We start from the raw sequence: 18832 nt of genomic DNA, 5'->3' as shown, positions 1-18832 counted from the left end.
TGTGCCTGCGTCGCTCCTCGCGAAAGCGTTGCGCGCCGCTTACGGCCGCGCCGACTTGGCCAGCCGCGCCAGATTGACGAATTCCGCGCGGTAGCCGAATGGATCGTCGCCCTTGGCGCTCTGCGCCAGCGCGATCACATCGTCATAGCCGTAATCGCCGAGATAGGGCGCGCCTTTCAGCAGCTGAGCGAAGGCCGCGACGGCGATGGAGAAGCGCACGTCCTGCGGCGCCTGCGCCAGGCTTTCCACGCTTTGCTGGTCGGCGATCGGCTGCGTGATGAGCCGTGAGGCCTCCTCCTTCGGCAGCTTGTAGCGCAGCTTGAGGAAGCCGAGTTCGTTTTCCGCACGCGCCTGCGCCGCCGGCGTCTTCTTGCCGTAGCGCAAATCGTCGACCAGCTTCTTCTCTGATCCTACCGGCGTGATCTCGTAAATCGCGGTGACGCGGTGACCGGAGCCGACATCGCCTGCGTCCACCTTGTCGTTGTTGAAATCCTCGCGGCGCAGCGCGCGGGTTTCATAACCGATCAGGCGATATTCGGAGACGCGGGCCGGATTCCACTCCACCTGGATTTTGACGTCCTTGGCGATAGGAAAGAGCGTCGAAGAGGATTCCTCGACGAGCGCTTTGCGCGCTTCATTTAGAGTGTCGACATAGACCGCCGCGCCATTGCCGTTCTGCGCCATCGCCTGCATCAGCGCGTCGTTGTAATTGCCCTGGCCGACGCCGAGTATCGACAGGAAAACGCCCTTCTCGCGCTTTCTTTCGATCAGCCCTTTCAATTCGCTCTGATCGGTGACGCCGACATTGAAATCGCCGTCGGTGGCGAGGATCACGCGATTGACCGCCGATTTGTCAAAATTGCTTTCGGCCAGGCGGTAGGCGTCCTGAATGCCTTGCGCGCCGGCGGTCGAGCCGCCCGCGCCGAGCGCGTCGATCGCCGCCAGAATTTTGGCCTTGTCGGCAATTTTCGTCGGCTCCAGCGCGACGCCGGAGCCCGAAGCGTAGGTGACGACCGCGACCGTGTCTTCAGGCTTCAACTCGTCGACAAGCATCCGCAGCGCGTTCTTGACGAGCGGCAGCCGATCCTGCGGCGACATCGAACCTGAAACGTCGATGAGAAAAACCAGATTGGCGCGCGGGCGCTCGGCGCTTTGCAGCGCATAGCCCTGTATCGCCACATGCACGAGTCGATTGCCGGCGCTCCACGGGCTGGGCGTCACCGTGAGCGTCGGCTTGAACGGCGCCTGCGCGCTTTCGGGCTTCGGATAGTCGTAGGGAAAGTAATTGACGAACTCCTCGACCCGCACCGAATCTTTCGGCGGCAGGCGGCCGGCGTTGAGCGCGCGGCGCGCGAAGGCGTAGGAGGCGGCATCGACGTCAATCGAGAAGGTCGAGACGGGCTCGGTCGCCGCTGACTTGACGGGGTTGATGTCTTTTGACTCGAACCTGTCGCGAAACTCGCTTTCCGGCGCGACATTCGTGTCGATCGGCGGCGACGACCGAGCGCTTTCCGCGCTCATCGCGGCGACGGGTCTCGCGGGCTGAAAAGATCGCGACAGTCGCTGCTCGGCATCCTTTCGGATCGAACCGGCGAGGCGCGGAGGCGGCGCGGCGACGCCATCCGCTCGGCCGCCAAGCGCGCCCGCCGTCTTCGCTCTCTCTTCGCGCGCCGTGGGCGCCGAGGGCGCGGGAGCTGGCGGGACCGCTTCCGGCGCCTCCATGCGCGGCGCTACGGCGACCTCGGCCGGCGGCGAGATGGGGCCGACCGGATTGGATATGCTCCCGCCGCCCGGCGGATAGTTGCGCGAGAGCATGAAGGCGGCGGGCGCGCCGATTATCAGCGCGGCGATCGAGGCCGCGAGCGCGCGATTGAAATGCAACGTCTGACGCATCTTTCTTTTCCCTTCCAATGGAGAGGATGCGTAACTGAGACGTTGCGGCGCGGCCGATCCTTGGGCCTCGGCCGCGCTTTTTTCAAAAGCGGCCATCGCCACCGCGAGCGCTATGCGCTTCGCCTCGCCATCGGGCGGCGGGACGGGCTCTTTAAGGCGCGTGAGATCCGGTTCGATCATCGCGCGGGCTCCAACTGGTTCTTCAAACGCTTGCGCGCCTCATGCAGATGCCACGACACGGTCTTCTCCGAACAACCCATCAGCGCCGCCGCCTCGCCATGCGACAGGTCCTGCGCATAAACGAGCAGCACGGCGTCGCGTTGCTGATCCGGCAGGGCGCGCACCACGCGCCAAAGGTCCTGCCCCATCATCTCATCCTCTGGGGTGTCGCCGTCGGCGCCGTCCACGAGCGCCGACATTCGCGCCGGTTCGAGCGCCACAATTTTGCGCCGCGCCCGGATGTGGTCGACCGCGGTCGTATAAGCGATGCGATAGGCCCAGGTCGTAAAGGCGCAGTCATTGCGAAAGGCGCCCATCGCCGTCGCCATCTTCACCATTGCGTCCTGAGCGACGTCCTGCGCCTCTGCGCGCGCGCCGCACCAGCGCCAGGCGAGCGCATAGACGCGGTCGTAATGGCGCTCGGCCAGCACGGCGAAGGCGGCGGCCTCGCCGGCGGCCGCCCGTCGCGCCAGTTCGCCGTCGGTGTCTTCGCCCGCCAAGTCGTCCCCTCTATTTGATCCCGTCGAGACTATTGACGGCCGTAAGCGCCAATTCCTTGGGTCGGAGCGGCGAAATTTCGCCGTGGCCCGGGAGCTGCCGAATTTCCTTGCATTTTACAGTAGCCCGCGTGGTAGAAGGCGCGCCTGCCCGTTTCGCAAGGGAATCCGAATGCCCGAGGTTATTTTTACCGGTCCGGCCGGCAGGCTCGAGGGCCGGTTCCATCAGTCCGCCACGCGCGGCGCGCCGATCGCGATCATTCTGCATCCGCATCCGCAGTTCGGCGGCACGATGAACAATCAGATCGTTTATCACCTTTACTACGCCTTCGCGGAGCGTGGTTTTTCCGTGCTGCGCTTCAATTTCCGCGGCGTCGGCCGTTCGCAGGGATCCTTCGACCATGGCTCGGGCGAGCTTTCCGACGCGGCGGCCGCGCTCGACTGGGCGCAGGCGGTCAATCCGGAAGCGCGCGCCTGCTGGATCGCGGGCGTCTCTTTCGGCTCCTGGATCGGCATGCAGCTGCTGATGCGCCGTCCTGAGATCGAGGGGTTCATCTCGATCGCGCCGCCGGCAAACCGTTTCGACTTCTCCTTCCTCGCGCCCTGCCCCTCTTCGGGCCTCTTCATTCACGGCGACCAGGACCGCGTCGCGCCGCTCAAGGAAGTGACCGGGCTGATCGAGAAGCTCAAGACGCAAAAGGGCATTCTCATCGAACATGCCGTGGTCGAGGGCGCGAACCATTTCTTCGAAAACAGGATCGAGCCGCTGATCGCGCATGTCGACGCCTATCTCGACAGGCGTCTTGGCAATCCGCCGAGGATCGCCATCCCCGCGCGGGGGGATTGAGGCCGCATTGTCATTCCCGACGCGCGCAACGCGCGATCGGGAATCCCAGAGCAAAGCAAGCATTACTGGATTTGCCGTGGAGTCCCGGTCAGGCCTCCGGCCTGCCGAGAATGACACGCAGCCTATGACCTTTAGGCGGTCGCTCGCGCCAGCACGCCGCCGCACATGGCTTCGGGCGCGCCGGTCGTCGTCGGAAAGGTGATCGGCAGCCCTTCCAGCAGGCGCGCGGCAAGATAGGCGAAGGCCTGCGCCTCCATCGAATCCGCCGACCATCCGACCGCATTGGCCGTCGTCACCTTGCACGGCAGGCGCATGACGAGTTCGCGCACAAGGATCGGATTGCGCGCGCCGCCGCCGCAGACGATCAGCAGTTGCGGCTGAGTCGGCAGATGCGGAAAAAGCCGCAGCACCGAAGACGCCGTAAAGGCGGTCAGCGTCGCGGCGGCGTCCTCGGTCGAGAGCTTGGCGACCGCATCGAGCGCGAAGGCGTTGCGGTCGAGCGATTTCGGCGGCGGCTGATCGAAGAACGGATGCGCCAGCATCTTGAGCAGCGTCGCTTCATTGACGCGGCCGCGCGCCGCCATATGGCCGTGCCGGTCGATCGGCGCGCCGGTGCGCTGAAGCATCAGATCGTCGATGAGCGCATTGCCGGGGCCCGTGTCGCAGGCGATCGGCTCTTCGCCGTCCGCGACATAAGTGACGTTGGCGACGCCGCCGATATTGAGCAGCGCCACCTCGCCCTTCATGCCGCCGGCGAGGACAAGCGCGCGATGGAACACCGGCACGATCGGCGCGCCCTCGCCGCCGGCGGCGATGTCGGCGGCGCGAAAATCATAAGCGACGTCGATGCCGAGGCGCGATGCGAGCGCCGGCCCGTCGCCAATCTGGATCGTGAGTCTTTGCTTGGGACGGTGCAGCACCGTCTGGCCATGAAAGCCGACGATATTGACGCTCGCCGGGTCGATCTCATTGTCCCGCAACAGCGCCTCGACCGCCTCGGCGTGGCGGTCGGTCACCATCCGCTCGGCGAAAGCGAGAACGCCGGGCCGCGCGTCTCGATCTTGCAGCGTCGCGGCTTCGGCGAGCGCATTGCGCAGCAGCGCGCGGTCGGCGTCGCTATAGGGGTAGTGCCCCGTCGGCCCGAAAACGACAGTGGCGTCGCCATCGGTTTCGATCAGCGCGACGTCGACGCCGTCCATGGACGTGCCGGACATGAGACCGATTGAGCGGTAGGTGGGCAAGGCGAATCTCTCGTTGGGAAGCAGGAGAGTATCAGGATTTCACCAACGCCCTACCTCCCCTTGCGGGGAGGTCGCTCGCCGAAGGCGAGCGGGTGGAATACTTTCAATCCGCTACGCTCAAGTGCAATTAGGAACGCTCGTTTGTAGGACGCATCACGGCGTTCCAATCAATCTCATATCCGACGGCTTGAAGTTCCCGGGCAAGGGTCTGCTTCCAACCGCCCCCACTATCGAACTTCTCATAGACAACACCACCGAAATCCGATGGCAGTTCCATATCGCCTTTCTTAAGAGCGCAGACGTTTTCCCGCCCTAACCGACCGATAAAGTATCCAAGTTCTAGCAAAACGTTCTGGCGTGGTCGTGGGCTAGATTGCTCTCCGTTGGCTCCGCCAAAATCGTCGGGCGTCAAGAGCACTACAGCGAAAGGTAATTCGCCATGTGCAACAACCTTTTCGATGACTGTGCGACCGCGATTGGCCTGCTCATGAAGAATGATCGGCTCTATGCCAATGCTTTCCAGAAAGCGAGCAACCGCTTCGCGCGGACCTTCATCACGGCCATGCACGATGAAAACTTTGCGCTCGAAGGGAAGAGGGTTCACGAAAGTCGATTTGGACGCATGGTTTTCGGGCAATTCCTCGAGACGTTCCTTAAGAGCCGTAATCGCTTGCGTTAGCAAGGCAATGGAGCGTGCTTTGGATCGGGCTAGCGATTGCTGAACTGACGTTATTGGTACTGGGAAGGCGTAATTATGGGGACCGTTATCAAAATTTGAAGCACCAGAATAACGTCTATAATCAGCGGTATCGGATCCAAAGGTGCGCGTAAGAGCTTCATCGATCGCGACACCTAGCGCGTCAATTTCCGGGATGTTGTATTGTTCACTAACTTGGGATGGATTGAATTTCTCAACTTCATGGCGCCGACGTTCTAACCGATCAATCCCTTGTCGGATTGAGTCAGCGTTCATTACCGCGGGCAATTGCGTAGAGCGAGATTGAGATGGACGACTAACCATCGACAGCTATCCAAAATGCACCTCAACAAATGTGAATGGGGTATTATCCCTATTTCTTTATGCTTGCCCGTTCAACAAATTACGCACGCCTACCGCCGGCCTTCCCAGCCCCACGCCGCCACCACAACGCCGACCAGCGCCAGCATCGCCCATAGACCCAAACCAAGCGGCGCGATTTCGACGCCGACGAGCGTCGAGGCGCCGGTCTGTCTGATGCCGATCCAGTCAGAGCCGCCATAGCGGTTGGCGTCGCGCAATTCGACGACGCGCGGCATCGAAACGGTGTCGGCTCCGCCGTTCGATAGGCGCCGCGCCGTTCCGCCGGTCGCCTCCATCAGCGGTTGCAGCTTCTCCGTCGTCGAGGCCACTTCGCGAAACTCGCGCGGATTGGGCGGGCCGACGTTCACCAGCGCGGTGAGGCCTTCGCTCTCGAAGCGCCACAGGCCCATTTCCTTGGCGTCGAAACGCGCGCGCCACAGTCCCGGCTCGCCTTGCGCGACGGCGATTTCGTCGCGCGCGCCGGAAGGGGCCGTCGCCATCACCGGCGCCGGTCGCTCCTTCATTGTCTGGCGCTCGACGCTGACCTCGCGGCCATGCGCGGAAGCGCGCAGCGCTTCCTCTTCGAGATCGGGCTCCTTCATCAGCCAATGCGCCAGGCGGCGCGTCAGATCGACATGCGGACCGCCGCCTTCGAAGCCCCGCGCCCAGAGCCAAATCTGGTCAGAGAGCAGCAGCGCCACCCTGCCCTTGCCTTCGTGCGAGAGCACCAGCAGCGGCTTGTCGCGCACGCCGGACATGATCGAGTCGCCCTTCACCACATTGGCGTCGACCTGCCTGAACCATTCGCCCCAATTCGGCGGCTCGGATTTGGCGCCGGCGAGGCCGCGCGTCACCGGATGCTTCTCGCCGTCCTTGCTGACGCGGGCGCGAAACGCCTGTTCAATGAGCGCGCCGTCAGGCCGGGCCGGCAGGATATTTTCGAGCGGCGAATAATAGAGGCCGCGCAGCGTCGCGTAATCCGGGCCGACAGCCGCGAGAAAGGCGCCGCCATTCTCGACGTAATTGGCGATGTTCTCGAAATAGATCGAGGGCAGCGTCGTCTGGCTCGAATAGCGATCGAAGATGATGAGATCGAATTCGTTGATTTTCTTCCCGAAGAGATCGGCGGTCGGAAAGGCGATCAGCGACAATTCGCTCGCCGGCGTGATGTCGAGCTTCTCCGGCGGCCGCAATATGGTGAAATGCACCAGTTCGACATTGGCGTCGGCGCGCAAGAGATTGCGCCAGTTTCGCTCGCCCGGATGCGGCTCGCCCGACACAAGCAACACCTTGAGCCGGTCGCGCACGCCTTCGATCGACAGCACGGCCTTATTGTCGAGCGGCGTCAGCTCGCCGGGCGCGGACGGAATTTCGAGTTCGACGACGTTTTGTCCGCCATGTTCGATGCGCACCGGAATGCTGACGATGTCGCCCGGCACAGGGCTGAACGTCGGCAGCGCTTCGCCGTCGCGACGCACTGAAATCGCTATGCGGGCGCCATCGCCGCCAAGATCGACGACGCGCGCGCGGATGATCTGATCCTTGCCGACGATTCCAAAGCGCGGCGCTTCGACAAGCTCGATGCGGCGGTCGCGCTCGCCCTTATGCCCGGTCACGAGCGCTTGAACGGGCGCCTTGAAGCCGAGCGCTTCGGCCTTGGCGGGAATATCGTGAACGACGCCGTCGGTCAGAAGAATAGCCCCGCCGACGCGCTCCGAGGGAACGTCCTTCAATATTTCGGCGAGCGCGCCGAACAGCTTGGTGCCGTCATTGCCCGAAGCGTCGTTGGCGACTGTGATCGTGCGCGTCTCGACGTCGCCGAATTTTGCAAGCGCCGAGTCGAGCGCGTTGCGCGCCTCCTCCGTTTGCGCATTTCTCGCGCCGAAGTTCTGGCTGTCGCTCTTGTCGACAACCACCGCGACGACGCTCTTTTGCGGATCGCGTTTTTCGCGCACGAGCGACGGGTCGGCGAGCGCGGCAATCAGCAAGGCGAAAGCGAACGCCCGGAGCGGCGCGCCACGCTGGCGCTTGGCCGCCATCAGCGCCAGCGCGCCGGCGCCAAGCACGCCGAGAACGATCAGCGCCGACCAGGGAACAAGCGGCGAAAAGGCGAGCGTGAGGTCGCTCATGCGCGCCCGCCCCGTGCAGCGCCGTCATGCCCGCGCTTGTCGCGGGCATCCACGCCGTGCCGCCTCCACGTGGATGGCCGGGCCAAGCCCGGCCATGACGCGGCTGAATTCGGTTGCGAAATCACGACGCCGCTCACTGGCCCAGCCTTTCCAGCAAGTCGCGCACATGCACCTGATCGGACTTATAGTTCCCGGTCAGCGTATACATCACCAGATTGATGCCGCCGCGGAGCGCGAATTCGCGCTGGCGCGCGCCGCCCGGGGTCAATGGAAACAGCGGCTGGCCGCGTTTGTCATGCGCCCAGGCGCTCGCGAGGTCGTTCGAGGTGATGACGATCGCGGAGACGCTGTCCGTCGCGCGCACCGGACGCGCGGCCTGATCTTTCGGCTCCGGCGGCAGCGCCTCGACCCAGGTCTCGCCATTGGCGTAGCGGCCGACGAATCCGTCGAGCAAGTAGAAGGTCTTGGTGATGACGTGATCGCGCGGCGTCACTTCCAGCGGCGGAATGTCCAAGCCTTTCGTCAGATCGCGCAGCCATTGCGCCTCTGGAGTCGGCGCGCCGCCGACGTGTTGAGACAGAGCGTCGCGCGTGTCGAAGATGATTGTGCCGCCCTGCTTCATATAGGCGGTGACTTTCGCCACCGTCTTCGCGGGCGGCTGCGGCGCGCTCGCGACGATCGGCCAGTAGAGCAAGGGATAAAAGGCGAGTTCATCCTTCGCCGGATCGACGCCGACCGGATCTCCCGGCGAGAAAGATGTGCGCATGTTCAGCGCCTGGGTGAGCGCCTCGAGGCCCAGCCGCGATATTTCGTCGACGTGGGCGTCGCCCGAGATCACATAGGCGAGCCGCGCCGTCAGCGCGGCGTCCTTGTCGCGCTGGGTAGCGGCGGATTTCGGCGCGGACTCGGCGCGCGTTTCGCTGGTCATCGCCGTCAGGCACAGTAGGCCGCACAGCGCCGCGGTCGCGGCGCCGAGGGGCCGCAGCCGCAGCTTCCCGGCGAGCGCCAGCGCGATCAGCGCGTCGGCGATAAAGGCGGCGAGCGCGAAGACGAGCAGCGGCCCGCGCAAATCGAGCTGGCCGCCGGCCCGCAGCATGCTTGCGCTCAGTCCGGCGCCGGCGAAATCGAAAGCGCTGATCTCGTCAGTCGGGCGCAAGGTCTGCACCGCGACGAAAGCCTCCCCCGAGCCATACAGCCCGGGCGGATGTTCGGCGCTTGCAGGCCCGTCAAAGCCGGGCGGAATGCTTTGCGCGAAAAGGCCGGGCGCGCCGAGCGCGCCAAACCCGTCGAGAAGGCGCATCGGCGCGAAAGCCGACGGATCGGCGACCGTACCGGACCGTTCGCTGCTCGAAGGCGCCGACTCTCCAGCCATGGCGCTGATCCGTTTCAGCATCTCAACGAAAAGCCCCGAGATCGGCAGATTCGACCAATTGGCGTCGGCGTTGACGTGAAACAGCACGATCAGCCCCTTGCCGCGCCGTTCCGCCGTCACGAGCGGCGTGCCGTCGGACAGGCGGGCCCAGGTCTTGTCCGCAAGTCCCGGATCAGGCTCGGCGAGCACCTGCCTCTGTACCGTGACGTCCTTTGAAGCCGGTAGGCCGAAGAAGGGGCTCGTGGCGTCAAACTCGGCGAGCGCCTTTGGCTCCTCCCAGGACATGGCCCCCCCGAGCACGCGGCCGTTCCGGCGCAGGCGCACGGGCAGCAGACCATCGTCGGCGTTGGCAAGACGCGGCCCTGCGAAACGAACGAGCGTCCCGCCTTCTTCGACGAAGCGCGACAACGCCTCGAACGTCTCGCCGGGCGCGAGCCCGACATCGGCGAGCCCCATGATATTTGGCTGTTCGGCGAGCAGCGCCTGCACGGGATCCACAACGCCGGGACGCGCCGTGCGGATTTGGGCGAAGGGCGCAAGCGCTTTTTCGAGATAGTAGAGCGGCGAGAGTAACGGCTGCGCCTCATCGGCGGCGCCGCCGATGAGCGCAACGCGCTTCACTTTCGAGCGCGCATCGAGAAGCGCGACGGCGCCGGCGGAATTTTCCCCTTCGATGCGCAGATGACTAACGTCGTTGCGAAGTTCGACCGGCAGTTCGATTTTCGCCCGAACGCGCGGCGCGCCGCCAAAATCCACCGTGGCTCGGCCGACCGTCCGACCTTTCGCGTCGAGCGCGTCGACGACCGCCGACGCGTCGTCGCCGATGCGCAGCACATCGACGCTCAGCGCGGCCGCATCATTTGTCGGCGCGGCGAGCGCACGCGGCGCATGGTCCTCGACGTAAACCTCGACTCCGGCTGCGCCCGACTCTTTCAGCGCGCGCACGAAGCCTGCCGCGTCGCCCTGCGCGACGCCGTCGCTGATCCACACGATGCGCGCCGCTCTATGGGCGTGGGCGAAGGCGGCAGCCTGTTCGCCGATCATCTTGCGATCCGGCAGAAACGGCTTGGGCCGCGCCGAACGCAATTTTTCCATCGCGCGCGGCCCGTCGCCTGGAACCGGCGCCGCAGTCTCGGATGCGAGCGCGACTGCGACCGGACCGCCGGCGCGTGCGACCGCCTCGATGATCGACGCCGCGCCGGCAGCGCGTCGCTCCCATGTCGGCGCCGCCGTCCAGCCGTCGTCGAGGATGACGAGCGTCGGCGCGGAGGACGCGACGACGCCGCTTGGCGCCCAGACCGGTCCCGCCATCGCGAAAATCAACGCGGCGGCGAGCGCTAGCCTTAGCGCCATCAGCCACCAAGGGGTTTTTGCCGGCGTCTCTTCATCAGGCTTGAGCTCGCGCAGGATCTTGGTGGGCGGAAACACGATCTCGCGCGGACGCGGCGGCGTGACCCGCAACAGCCAATAGATCATTGGCAGGCTGATGAGACCAAACAGCGCGAGCGGCGCGGCGAAGGAAAACATCAGCGCCGCTCCTCGAAGCTTGCTCCATCCGCTCCGAGCAATCCCATGGCGAGCGCCAGCGCCGCTTCGGCGGCCGGCCTGTCGGTGCGATGCTGCAGGAAGATGAAGCCGACGCGTTGCGTCGCGCGGCGCACGGCGTCGCGATGCGCTTCGAACCGCCGCGCATAGGCCGCGCGCAGACTGCGTGGGTCGCCTGCGTAGAAGGCGGGGCCGCCGTCGGTGTCGAGAAAAGTGGTTTCGCCGGAGAACGGCAAGGTTTCTTCGCTCGGATCCGTCACCATCAGCACCGCGCCGGAGGCGCCGCCGTCGGCGAAACGCCGCAGGCGTGTGGCCAGCGCGTCCGGATCGATGAGGAAATCGGAGATCAGAATGACGCGGGCGCGGGGGCGGATCGGCGCCTGCGGCGGAAGATCGTCGCGCGTCGCCTCCGTTGCATTGTCAGCCAGAGCGCGCGCCAGCCGGTCGATCACGTCGCGCGCCGAGATCGGCGCGGTCAAGCCCAGCGCCGCCGCCCGCTCGCCGCCGCGAACGAGCACGTCGGCGAGCGCGAGCCCCAGCGTCACGCCACGGGACAGCTTATCGTCGGAGGCGAGAGACGAGCCAAAGGCCATGGAGGGAGAACAATCCATCCAGAGGAAATAGTCGTGCGCGGCCTCCCATTCACGCTCGCGCACATAGAGCTGATCGCCGCGGGCGGAGCGGCGCCAGTCGATGCGATGCGCCGATTCGCCCGATGCAAATGGCCGGTATTGCCAAAACGTCTCGCCGACGCCCGCGCGCTTGCGGCCATGAACGCCATAGGCGAGGCTCGCCGCGATCTCATGCGCGCGCGCCACCAGCCTTGGCATCCGGCTCGCGAGATCGGCCGCCGTAGCGCCATCTGCGGGCTTGCGCTGTGCAGGATCGTAGGCGCGCGTGGCGACGTCAGCAAACATCGTCATCTTTCTCCGTCAGAGGGAAGAGCCGAGCGAAGGCTCGTCACCCGATCCGCGCCACGAGCGTCTGAACCACGTCGGAAACGGTCATCTCGCGGCGCGCGGCGAAATTGAGCGCCATGCGGTGGCGCAACACCGGCGCGGCGAGTTTCGCCACATCGTCGATCGAGGGGGCGAGCCGGCCGGTGACGAGCGCGCGGGCGCGCGTCGCCAGCATCAGCGCCTGCGCGGCGCGCGGTCCCGGACCCCAGGCGACATGCGGCGCGATTTCCGCGTCGCCCTCGTCTGGACGGGCTGAACGAACGAGATCGAGGATCGCGTCGACGACCTTTTCGCCGATCGGAAGCCGGCGCACGAGCCGCTGGGTCGCCATCAGCTCTTCGGCGTCGAGCGCCTGGCTCGCCTCGGCCATCGTCTCGCCGGTCGTTTCCAGCAGGACCCGCCGCTCGCTGGCGCGGTCGGGATAATGCACGTCGATTTGCATCAGGAAGCGGTCGAGCTGCGCCTCGGGCAGCGGATAGGTGCCCTCCTGCTCCAGGGGGTTTTGCGTCGCGAGGACATGGAAGGGCCGCGGCAGGTCGTGGCGCTTTCCGGCGACGCTGACATGATGCTCCTGCATCGCCTGCAGCAGCGCCGACTGCGTGCGCGGCGAGGCGCGATTGATCTCGTCGGCCATTAGCAGCTGGGTGAAGACCGGCCCCCTGATGAAGCGGAATGAACGCGACCGGTCAGCCCCCTCTTCAAGCACTTCAGAGCCGAGAATATCGGCGGGCAGCAGGTCCGGCGTGAACTGCACGCGCTGCTCCGCCAAGCCGAGCACGCGGCCAAGCGTCTCGACAAGCTTGGTCTTGGCAAGGCCAGGCACGCCGACGAGGAGCCCGTGGCCGCCCGCGAGGATCGTCACCAGCGCCTGTTCGACGACCTCGTCCTGGCCGAAAATGACGGCGCCGATCGCGGCGCGGGCGCGACCGATATGGTCGAGGGCGCGTTCGGCGGATTGAACGACGGCTGTTTCGAGCGAGGTCGTCCTGGTGTCGAATGAGGTCATTTCAGCGAGCTCAGGCAGCCTGTCTATGAAGAGGGTCGGGCGCATCGTAGCGGCGCTGCCGTGTTTCGCCGCAAGTCGATCCAAAGCCCCCGCGCCATTCGGCTCCGCATGAACTTTCAAAGGCGAAGCGGCGGAGAGTTAGGGCCAAGCGCAATCTTCGTCTCTCCGCCATTGCAATTCAAGCGCAACCGGCGCGGTGGAGAGGCATTTTACCGCCAAAGCCGCAATTTGGACGTGACAGTTTGTTCATGCGTCGCGCATTAAACGCACTTCGACGGACGCCATGTATATTCATCGGACATCCTCATCACGAAAGGCGTTTCCGCCCATGTGGCGCGCAATCGTTCAAACCGCCCTGCTCTTCCTCACGCCCTTCGTCGCCTATGCGCTTTTCCATTCGTTGCAGCGGCGCTGGCCCTTCGTGCGCGAGCTCTGGCATGGCAAGATCGTGTCGCTGCTGACGATCGCGGGCCTCCTCGTCGCCATCGTCGGGGTCGTGACGCTCGGCCTGACCGGGCTTAACCAGGGCGCTTATGTGCCGGCCCATATCGAAAATGGAAAATTAAAGCCGGGCCGTTTTGAATGAAGGCTGCGCAGAGACTGCTTGACGATCCCCGGCTGGCGACGCTGTTCGCGGCTCTCGCGAAGACGGGCGCGGAAACGCGCGTCGTCGGCGGCGCCGTGCGCGACGCTATGCTCGGTCTGCCGCCTCACGAGATCGACCTCGCCACGACCGCTTTGCCCGACGCCGTTCTTGCGGCCGCGCGCGACGCCGGACTGAAAGGCGTGCCGACCGGCATCGAACATGGCACGGTGACGATCGTCGTCGCGGGAACGCCCTTTGAAGTCACGACGCTGCGTGAGGACGTCGAGACCGACGGCCGCTTCGCCAAGGTGCGCTTTGGCGGCGATTTCGAGCAGGACGCGAAGCGGCGCGACTTCACCATCAACGCGCTGTCGCTCTCGTCCGATGGAGAGATTCACGATTACACGGACGGCCTCGCGGATATCGAGGCGCGGCGCATCCGTTTTATCGGCGACGCGGCGACGCGGATTCGCGAGGACTATCTGCGGATCCTGCGCTTCTTTCGCTTCAACGCCTCTCATGGCGAGGGGCCATTCGATCGCGAGGGCCTGCATGAGTCGATCGTCGCGCGGGAAAATCTCTCGCGCCTGTCGCGCGAGCGCATCCGCGCCGAACTGATGAAGCTGCTGCTCGCGCGCCGGGCGCCGGACGTGCTGCGCGCCATGTCGCACGCCGGCGTTATCGAAGTCATTCTCGGCATCGGCTATCCCTCTCGACTGCAGCGGCTAGCCGCACGCGAAGCGGCTTTGGGCAAACCGGCGGACGCGGTGCTGCGGCTGGCGGCCTTTTCGGTGCTGACCGCCGAAGACGCCGAGCGGCTGCGCGAGCGGCTGCGGCTCTCCAACGACGAATTCGCGCGGCTCGCGGCGGCGGCGCGAACGCTCGCGCCCTTGCATGGACGCGAGGCGCCGCCGCCGGCGTCGCATCTGCGCGAGATGCTGTTCCTGTGCGGCGCGCGCGCCGCGGCCGACGCGCTGGCGCTCGCGCATGCGGAAAGCGCCGCCGCGGCGGACAATCCGGAGTGGCGGGAGGCGGCGCGCTATCTGGACGAGACGCCCGCGCCCGCCTTCCCCATCAAGGGCGCGGATCTCATCGCCCGCGGCGTCGCGCCGGGCAAGCAATTGGGCGACGCGCTTAGAACGTTGCAAGCCGAATGGATTCGCGCCGGGTTTCCGCGCGACCCCGCGGTCGTTCTGCAGCTTCTTGAAAACGCCATGGCGAACAGCGGCCGGGAGGCGCGCTAGCGCCCGCCACTAGCCGGCTTCGGCTTTCGCGAGCCGATCAAAGATCCCCAGCACCAGCGCGCGCTTGTCGAAATTGAACACTTCAGTTTCCCTCGCGACGTCGCGAATGGCGTCCCAGGCGCTCGCGTAGCGGGCGAGTCTCGAAGGAGCGACGCCGGTCTGCGCAAGCGCGCGGACGCGCGAGTCGAGATGGCGCTGCGTCGCGCGCATGAAGGTCTCATAGGCCGCTTCATTGTCGCGGCCGGTGAGCTTGTCGGCCAGCATATGCGCGCCGAGCCAATCGACCTGCGGCAACCTTTCGAAAATCCGACGCACGGCGGCGTCGAAGGCGACGCCGTCATCGCCAAGCAGCCGCAGCGCCTCGCGCACCGAGCCCTCGGCGCGCGCGGCGGCGACGAGCAGGTCCGATTCAGGCGCCTCCGACCAGGGGGACCCAAGATTTTTCACGGCGGCGATCGTGTCTTCCGGCGACAGCGCGCCGAGCATCAGTCTGCGACAGCGCGAACGGATCGTCGGCAGCATGCGGCCCGGCTGATGCGCGACGAGCAGAAACAGCGAGCGTTGCGGGGGCTCCTCAATGAGCTTCAAAAGCGCGTTGGCGCTGGCGCGATTGAGATCGTCGGCGCAGTCGACGATGGCGATCCGCCAGCCGCCGCTTCCTGAGCCCTGATGGAAGGCCTGAATAACTTTCCGCACGTCCTCGATGCGAATTTCGGTGAAATGCTTTTTGGTCTTGTCGTTCCAGGCGCGGCGCAGCAAGAAAATATCGGCAAGCGCCATTGAGGCGATCCGACGCGCCGCCGGATGGTCGGCGGGCACCGCGAGGCTCTCCGCGGACTGAACCGCCGCGGCGGCCGGTTCCGGATGCGCCAGGAGAAACCGCGCCAGGCGCCAGGCGAGCGTCGCCTTGCCGACGCCTTCCGGCCCGCCGATGATCCACGCCTGCGCCATCTTGTTGCGGCGGTAGGCGTCGAGAAATTCATGCTCCGCCGCGGCATGACCGAAAAGCCCCAGGGTCTCCCGCGGATGCGGGGCGTCGTCGTAGCGATCGCTTTCCGGGGTCGCCTCTTCGCGGCTCATTGCGCGGCTTGCGCGGCATGCGCAAGGAAGCGGTCGTGAACGAGACGCTGCACCGCTCGCGCGACGTCGTCGATGGTCATTACGGCGTCAATCACGCAGCAGCGTTCCGGCTCGCTCTCGGCGATGTCGAGGAACGCCTGCCGCAGCTCCTCGTGAAAAGCCGGCGCTTCGCTTTCGAAACGATCGACCGCTTCGCCATGCCGCCGCGACGCCGCCCGCGTAAGGCCTTCTTTCGCCAGCAAGTCGAGCATGATGGTCAGATCCGGCCGCGTATCGCCCACCGCCGCCCTTTCGAGCAGCGCCAGAGTCTTGGCGTCGACGCCGCCGCGCGCGCCCTGATAGGCGCGGGTCGAATCGGCGAAGCGGTCGCACAGCACCCATGCGCCGCGCTTCAAGGCGGGCGCGATCAAGGTTTGGACATGATCGGCGCGCGCCGCCGAGAACAGCGCCGCCTCGGCGAGCGGACCAAGCGGCGCGGCGCGTCCCGAGAGCAGGAAGGCGCGCAGCTTCTCGGCCTTTGGCGTCCCGCCGGGCTCGCGCGTCGTCACCACCTCGAAGCCGCAATCGCGCAAATGCTCGGCCAGCCGCGCGAGCTGCGTCGACTTGCCGACGCCCTCGCCGCCTTCGAAGGTGATGAAGCGGCCTTTTTCGGGCGTCGCCTGGAAGGTCATTTCTTGCCAGAGAGTTTCTGGTGAATGGCCGCGGCGGCGGATTCGTAAATAGCGTCGAAGGCGCGCCGCGGCAGCGATCCCTGCTCGACCGATTCCGCAGTCTGCAGCGGCTGTTCGAGCACGACGGAGTTTCCGCGTTTCACTTCGAGGCGTCCAACCGGTGCGCCCGCCTCGACCGGCGCCAGCACCGGGCCTTCGTAAACGATCTTGCCCATCAGCCTCTCGTTCGCGCCGCGCGGCAGAAGCACCTTGATGTCCTCTTTCGCCGTCAGTTCGACAGAGCCCTTCGTTCCGCCATAGACCTGCGCAGGCCCGATGGTTTCGCCGGCCTTGAACAGTTCCTTCTCTTCGAAGTTGCGGAATCCCCATTGCAGCAATTTGCGCGCTTCTTCGGCCCTCTCCTTCGGAGTCTTTGCGCCATAAACGGCGACGATAAGGCGTCGGCCTTCCTGCGTGGCGGAGCCAACCAGTCCATAGCCGCTGATCTTGTCGATATTTCCTGTCTTCAGCCCGTCGGCGCCGATGCTCATCGTCAGCAGCGGATTGCGATTCTGCTGACGAATCTTGTTCCAGGTGAACTCCTTCTCGCCGAAATAGCCATAAAACTGCGGATAGGTCTTGATGATATGCGCCGCGAGCTTCGCCATTTCGCGCGCCGTTACTTTTTGGTCGGGACCGTCCATGCCCCAGGGATTGCCGAAGCGCGATTTGACGAGGCCAAGCTCGTCCCCGCGTTTGTTCATCCGCATGACAAAGGCTTCTTCCGAGCCCGCCAGACCTTCCGCAAGCGTAATCGCGGCGTCATTGCCGGACTGGATCACGAGACCGCGAAGGAGATCCTCGACGCGGGCGCGGCTATTGAGCGCAAGGAACATCGCCGACCCGCCCGCTGGCGCCCCGCCGGTGCGCCAGGCGTGTTCCGAAACCGTGAATTCATCGTCCAGATGCAGTCTGTCCTCGGCCAAGGCCTGGAAGATCAGTTCCGCCGTGAGAATTTTCACCGTCGAAGCTGGCTTCTGGTAGTCGTCAGCGCCTTTCTCGAACAGGACGGTGTTGGTGCCGGCGTCGATCAGAATCGCGCTCGGGACGCTCGTCTGAAAATTCTGGGCGCGCGCCGGCGCTGCGCCAAGCGCCCACAATGCGCAGAGGGTCAGAATAAGGTGCAGCCCGGGAAATTTCGGCAAGGCGCGCTCCCGTTATTTACGCCGCAGCGCGGCAAGCCGGGAGAAGATGGCGCGCGACGCCGAAAATTGCAATCGCGGCGTGGGCCGCTCAGTTCGTTCGAACCGAGGAGTTCAGCGCCTGTCGGATGGCGTTGCGAGCGGAAGCTTGACGGGCGCCGAATTGCGCGGGCCGCACTGGCGGCAGCGGCGCCACAACTTTCCTGAGCTTCTGGGTCGAAGCGACGGGTTCTTTGTCGATGCTGGCTTGCTCCCGCGCGGGAGGCAGGGGCGCGTCGCTCTCCTGCCTGGCATAGGGCCGCATCTGGTCATCTGACGCCTGCCCGTTCTCATAGGCGACGCGCGCCGAGAGTTCGGCGGCGTCCGCCCTTTCGTCATAGCGCGCCGCACGCGCTGGATCCTCGTTCGCCGCCGTCATCACCGGCGCCGGGGCGTCGATCTGCGCCGGTTGGCCATCGTCGCGCAGGGTCGCAAGGAGTTTATCGTCGTCGTCTCCGTCGATATCGGCGCGCCCGACCCATTCCACTTTGACGCGCGTCGTGCCGACGCCGTGAAAATCGAGCGCTTGCGCCACGCGCTGGGAGACGTCCATTACGCGTCCGCCATGATAGGGTCCACGATCGTTGACGCGCACCACGATCGACCGGTCATTGCGCAAATTGGTGACCCGCGCATAGCTCGGCAGCGGCATCGTGGGATGGGCGGCGGAAATCGACGCCCTGTCGAATATTTCGCCATTGGCGGTGCGTCGCCCATGGAAGTCCGAGCCATACCAGGAAGCCGTTCCTGTCGCCCTATAGGGCCTTTCGCTCGGATAATAGGTTCGGCCGGCGATCTTATAGGGCTTGCCGACCATATAGGCCCCGCCGCCCTTCGGCACCTCTTCGCCCTCGGCAATGACCCGCGGGCTGGGACGCACCCCGTAACGCGGGTCGATCTGACCGAATCCGCCGAGGCCGGCGCTTCTATGCGATCCCGTGGTCGAAGAGCATCCGGCGAGCGCGCCGAGACAGACAAGAGGCAGCAGTTTGGAAAGGATGATTGAGGAGCGAACCAGCGGACGCGGCGCATGAGCGGCGTTTTTATAGACGACAAATCGCATCCAGACGGTCCTTGCCACCAACTTCGATCCGCCGCCGACTTCACTGAAGCACGCCCCATAAGCGGCGACGCTACCTTCATTTTTCGGCGCGACGTCGAACCGCCGCGCGGCACAACCCGCGGAGTGTCTCGTTGATGTGTGAAGTTGTCGTTAAACGCCAGTTACGCTGGCGTCAGCAGGCGTCGCGAATGAGACCAAAA

Annotated in this window: 15 protein-coding genes; 3 read left to right on the top strand and 12 right to left on the bottom strand. The window is 65.3% G+C overall.

The features are described from left to right. Window positions 1–39: 39 nt before the first annotated feature. Both ACR65T_RS02955 and ACR65T_RS02950 read right to left on the bottom strand, forming a co-directional pair. The gene (locus tag ACR65T_RS02955) at window positions 40–2073 is read right to left on the bottom strand and encodes a YfbK domain-containing protein (protein ID WP_434495091.1); all 2034 of its coding nucleotides are present in this window, start codon (window positions 2071–2073) and stop codon (window positions 40–42) included. Then, the gene (locus ACR65T_RS02950) at window positions 2070–2612 is read right to left on the bottom strand and encodes an RNA polymerase sigma factor (protein WP_434495090.1); all 543 of its coding nucleotides are present in this window, start codon (window positions 2610–2612) and stop codon (window positions 2070–2072) included. The genes ACR65T_RS02955 and ACR65T_RS02950 overlap by 4 nt, the downstream gene beginning before the upstream one ends. Before the next feature lie 169 nt (window positions 2613–2781). Between ACR65T_RS02950 and ACR65T_RS02945 the strand changes: the two genes are divergently transcribed. Then, complete coding sequence (locus ACR65T_RS02945; protein WP_175094564.1) at window positions 2782–3456, top strand: alpha/beta hydrolase; 675 nt, start codon at window positions 2782–2784, stop codon at window positions 3454–3456. A gap of 131 nt (window positions 3457–3587) precedes the next feature. On the opposite strand, the gene ACR65T_RS02940 is transcribed toward ACR65T_RS02945, so the two are convergent. The 6 genes from ACR65T_RS02940 to ACR65T_RS02915 all read right to left on the bottom strand — a co-directional run bounded on the left by ACR65T_RS02940 (window position 3588) and on the right by ACR65T_RS02915 (window position 12768). Continuing rightward, the gene (locus tag ACR65T_RS02940; protein ID WP_434495089.1) at window positions 3588–4697 is read right to left on the bottom strand and encodes an anhydro-N-acetylmuramic acid kinase; all 1110 of its coding nucleotides are present in this window, start codon (window positions 4695–4697) and stop codon (window positions 3588–3590) included. 127 nt (window positions 4698–4824) lie between these two features. After that, window positions 4825–5670 carry a TIR domain-containing protein gene (locus ACR65T_RS02935; RefSeq protein WP_434495088.1) on the bottom strand — a complete coding sequence of 282 codons (846 nt, stop codon included), beginning with the start codon at window positions 5668–5670 and terminating at the stop codon, window positions 4825–4827. 137 nt (window positions 5671–5807) lie between these two features. Beyond that, complete coding sequence (locus ACR65T_RS02930) at window positions 5808–7886, bottom strand: hypothetical protein (protein WP_434495087.1); 2079 nt, start codon at window positions 7884–7886, stop codon at window positions 5808–5810. 133 nt (window positions 7887–8019) lie between these two features. Further along, window positions 8020–10785, bottom strand: a complete 2766-nt coding sequence (locus tag ACR65T_RS02925; protein WP_434495086.1) for a DUF4159 domain-containing protein — start codon at window positions 10783–10785, stop codon at window positions 8020–8022. After that, window positions 10785–11720, bottom strand: a complete 936-nt coding sequence (locus ACR65T_RS02920; protein WP_434495176.1) for a DUF58 domain-containing protein — start codon at window positions 11718–11720, stop codon at window positions 10785–10787. The genes ACR65T_RS02925 and ACR65T_RS02920 overlap by 1 nt, the downstream gene beginning before the upstream one ends. A 43-nt stretch (window positions 11721–11763) precedes the next feature. After that, window positions 11764–12768: an AAA family ATPase gene (locus ACR65T_RS02915; RefSeq protein ID WP_124738253.1), complete on the bottom strand. Its 1005-nt coding sequence runs from the start codon at window positions 12766–12768 to the stop codon at window positions 11764–11766. A gap of 328 nt (window positions 12769–13096) precedes the next feature. Here ACR65T_RS02915 and ACR65T_RS02910 point away from each other — a divergent pair, with 328 nt between their 5' ends. Then, entirely contained in the window at window positions 13097–13354 is a 258-nt protein-coding gene (locus ACR65T_RS02910; RefSeq protein WP_434495085.1) for a DUF6111 family protein, read from the top strand. Beyond that, window positions 13351–14598 (top strand): CCA tRNA nucleotidyltransferase, encoded by a 1248-nt coding sequence (locus ACR65T_RS02905; protein ID WP_434495084.1) that lies wholly within the window; start codon window positions 13351–13353, stop codon window positions 14596–14598. Before ACR65T_RS02910 ends, ACR65T_RS02905 begins: the two co-directional genes overlap by 4 nt. A 9-nt stretch (window positions 14599–14607) precedes the next feature. On the opposite strand, the gene ACR65T_RS02900 is transcribed toward ACR65T_RS02905, so the two are convergent. The 4 genes from ACR65T_RS02900 to ACR65T_RS02885 form a co-directional block, all read right to left on the bottom strand. Next, entirely contained in the window at window positions 14608–15678 is a 1071-nt protein-coding gene (locus ACR65T_RS02900) for a DNA polymerase III subunit delta' (RefSeq protein ID WP_434495083.1), read from the bottom strand. Beyond that, window positions 15675–16349: a dTMP kinase gene (gene tmk / locus ACR65T_RS02895; protein ID WP_434495082.1), complete on the bottom strand. Its 675-nt coding sequence runs from the start codon at window positions 16347–16349 to the stop codon at window positions 15675–15677. The genes ACR65T_RS02900 and tmk overlap by 4 nt, the downstream gene beginning before the upstream one ends. Next, a complete protein-coding gene (locus ACR65T_RS02890) occupies window positions 16346–17533 on the bottom strand; it encodes a D-alanyl-D-alanine carboxypeptidase family protein (RefSeq protein ID WP_434495081.1) in 1188 nt (395 codons plus the stop codon). The genes tmk and ACR65T_RS02890 overlap by 4 nt, the downstream gene beginning before the upstream one ends. A gap of 88 nt (window positions 17534–17621) precedes the next feature. Further along, entirely contained in the window at window positions 17622–18632 is a 1011-nt protein-coding gene (locus ACR65T_RS02885; protein ID WP_434495080.1) for a septal ring lytic transglycosylase RlpA family protein, read from the bottom strand. Window positions 18633–18832: the final 200 nt, after the last annotated feature.

The sequence above is a fragment of the Methylocystis sp. genome, from assembly GCF_051061285.1.
Classification (GTDB): Bacteria; Pseudomonadota; Alphaproteobacteria; order Rhizobiales; family Beijerinckiaceae; genus Methylocystis.
This window is presented reverse-complemented; position numbering and strand designations above follow the sequence as displayed.

What these genes read in the sequence shown, in the direction of transcription:
- ACR65T_RS02955 (WP_434495091.1), bottom strand. Translation starts at nt 2,073, where the DNA reads ATGATCGAACCGGATCTCACGCGCCTTAAAGAGCCCGTCCCGCCGCCC.
- ACR65T_RS02945 (WP_175094564.1), top strand. Translation starts at nt 2,782, where the DNA reads ATGCCCGAGGTTATTTTTACCGGTCCGGCCGGCAGGCTCGAGGGCCGG.
- ACR65T_RS02935 (WP_434495088.1), bottom strand. Translation starts at nt 5,670, where the DNA reads ATGAACGCTGACTCAATCCGACAAGGGATTGATCGGTTAGAACGTCGG.
- ACR65T_RS02930 (WP_434495087.1), bottom strand. Translation starts at nt 7,886, where the DNA reads ATGAGCGACCTCACGCTCGCCTTTTCGCCGCTTGTTCCCTGGTCGGCG.
- ACR65T_RS02925 (WP_434495086.1), bottom strand. Translation starts at nt 10,785, where the DNA reads ATGTTTTCCTTCGCCGCGCCGCTCGCGCTGTTTGGTCTCATCAGCCTG.
- ACR65T_RS02920 (WP_434495176.1), bottom strand. Translation starts at nt 11,720, where the DNA reads ATGTTTGCTGACGTCGCCACGCGCGCCTACGATCCTGCACAGCGCAAG.
- ACR65T_RS02915 (WP_124738253.1), bottom strand. Translation starts at nt 12,768, where the DNA reads ATGACCTCATTCGACACCAGGACGACCTCGCTCGAAACAGCCGTCGTT.
- ACR65T_RS02910 (WP_434495085.1), top strand. Translation starts at nt 13,097, where the DNA reads ATGTGGCGCGCAATCGTTCAAACCGCCCTGCTCTTCCTCACGCCCTTC.
- ACR65T_RS02905 (WP_434495084.1), top strand. Translation starts at nt 13,351, where the DNA reads ATGAAGGCTGCGCAGAGACTGCTTGACGATCCCCGGCTGGCGACGCTG.
- ACR65T_RS02900 (WP_434495083.1), bottom strand. Translation starts at nt 15,678, where the DNA reads ATGAGCCGCGAAGAGGCGACCCCGGAAAGCGATCGCTACGACGACGCC.
- tmk (WP_434495082.1), bottom strand. Translation starts at nt 16,349, where the DNA reads ATGACCTTCCAGGCGACGCCCGAAAAAGGCCGCTTCATCACCTTCGAA.
- ACR65T_RS02885 (WP_434495080.1), bottom strand. Translation starts at nt 18,632, where the DNA reads ATGCGATTTGTCGTCTATAAAAACGCCGCTCATGCGCCGCGTCCGCTG.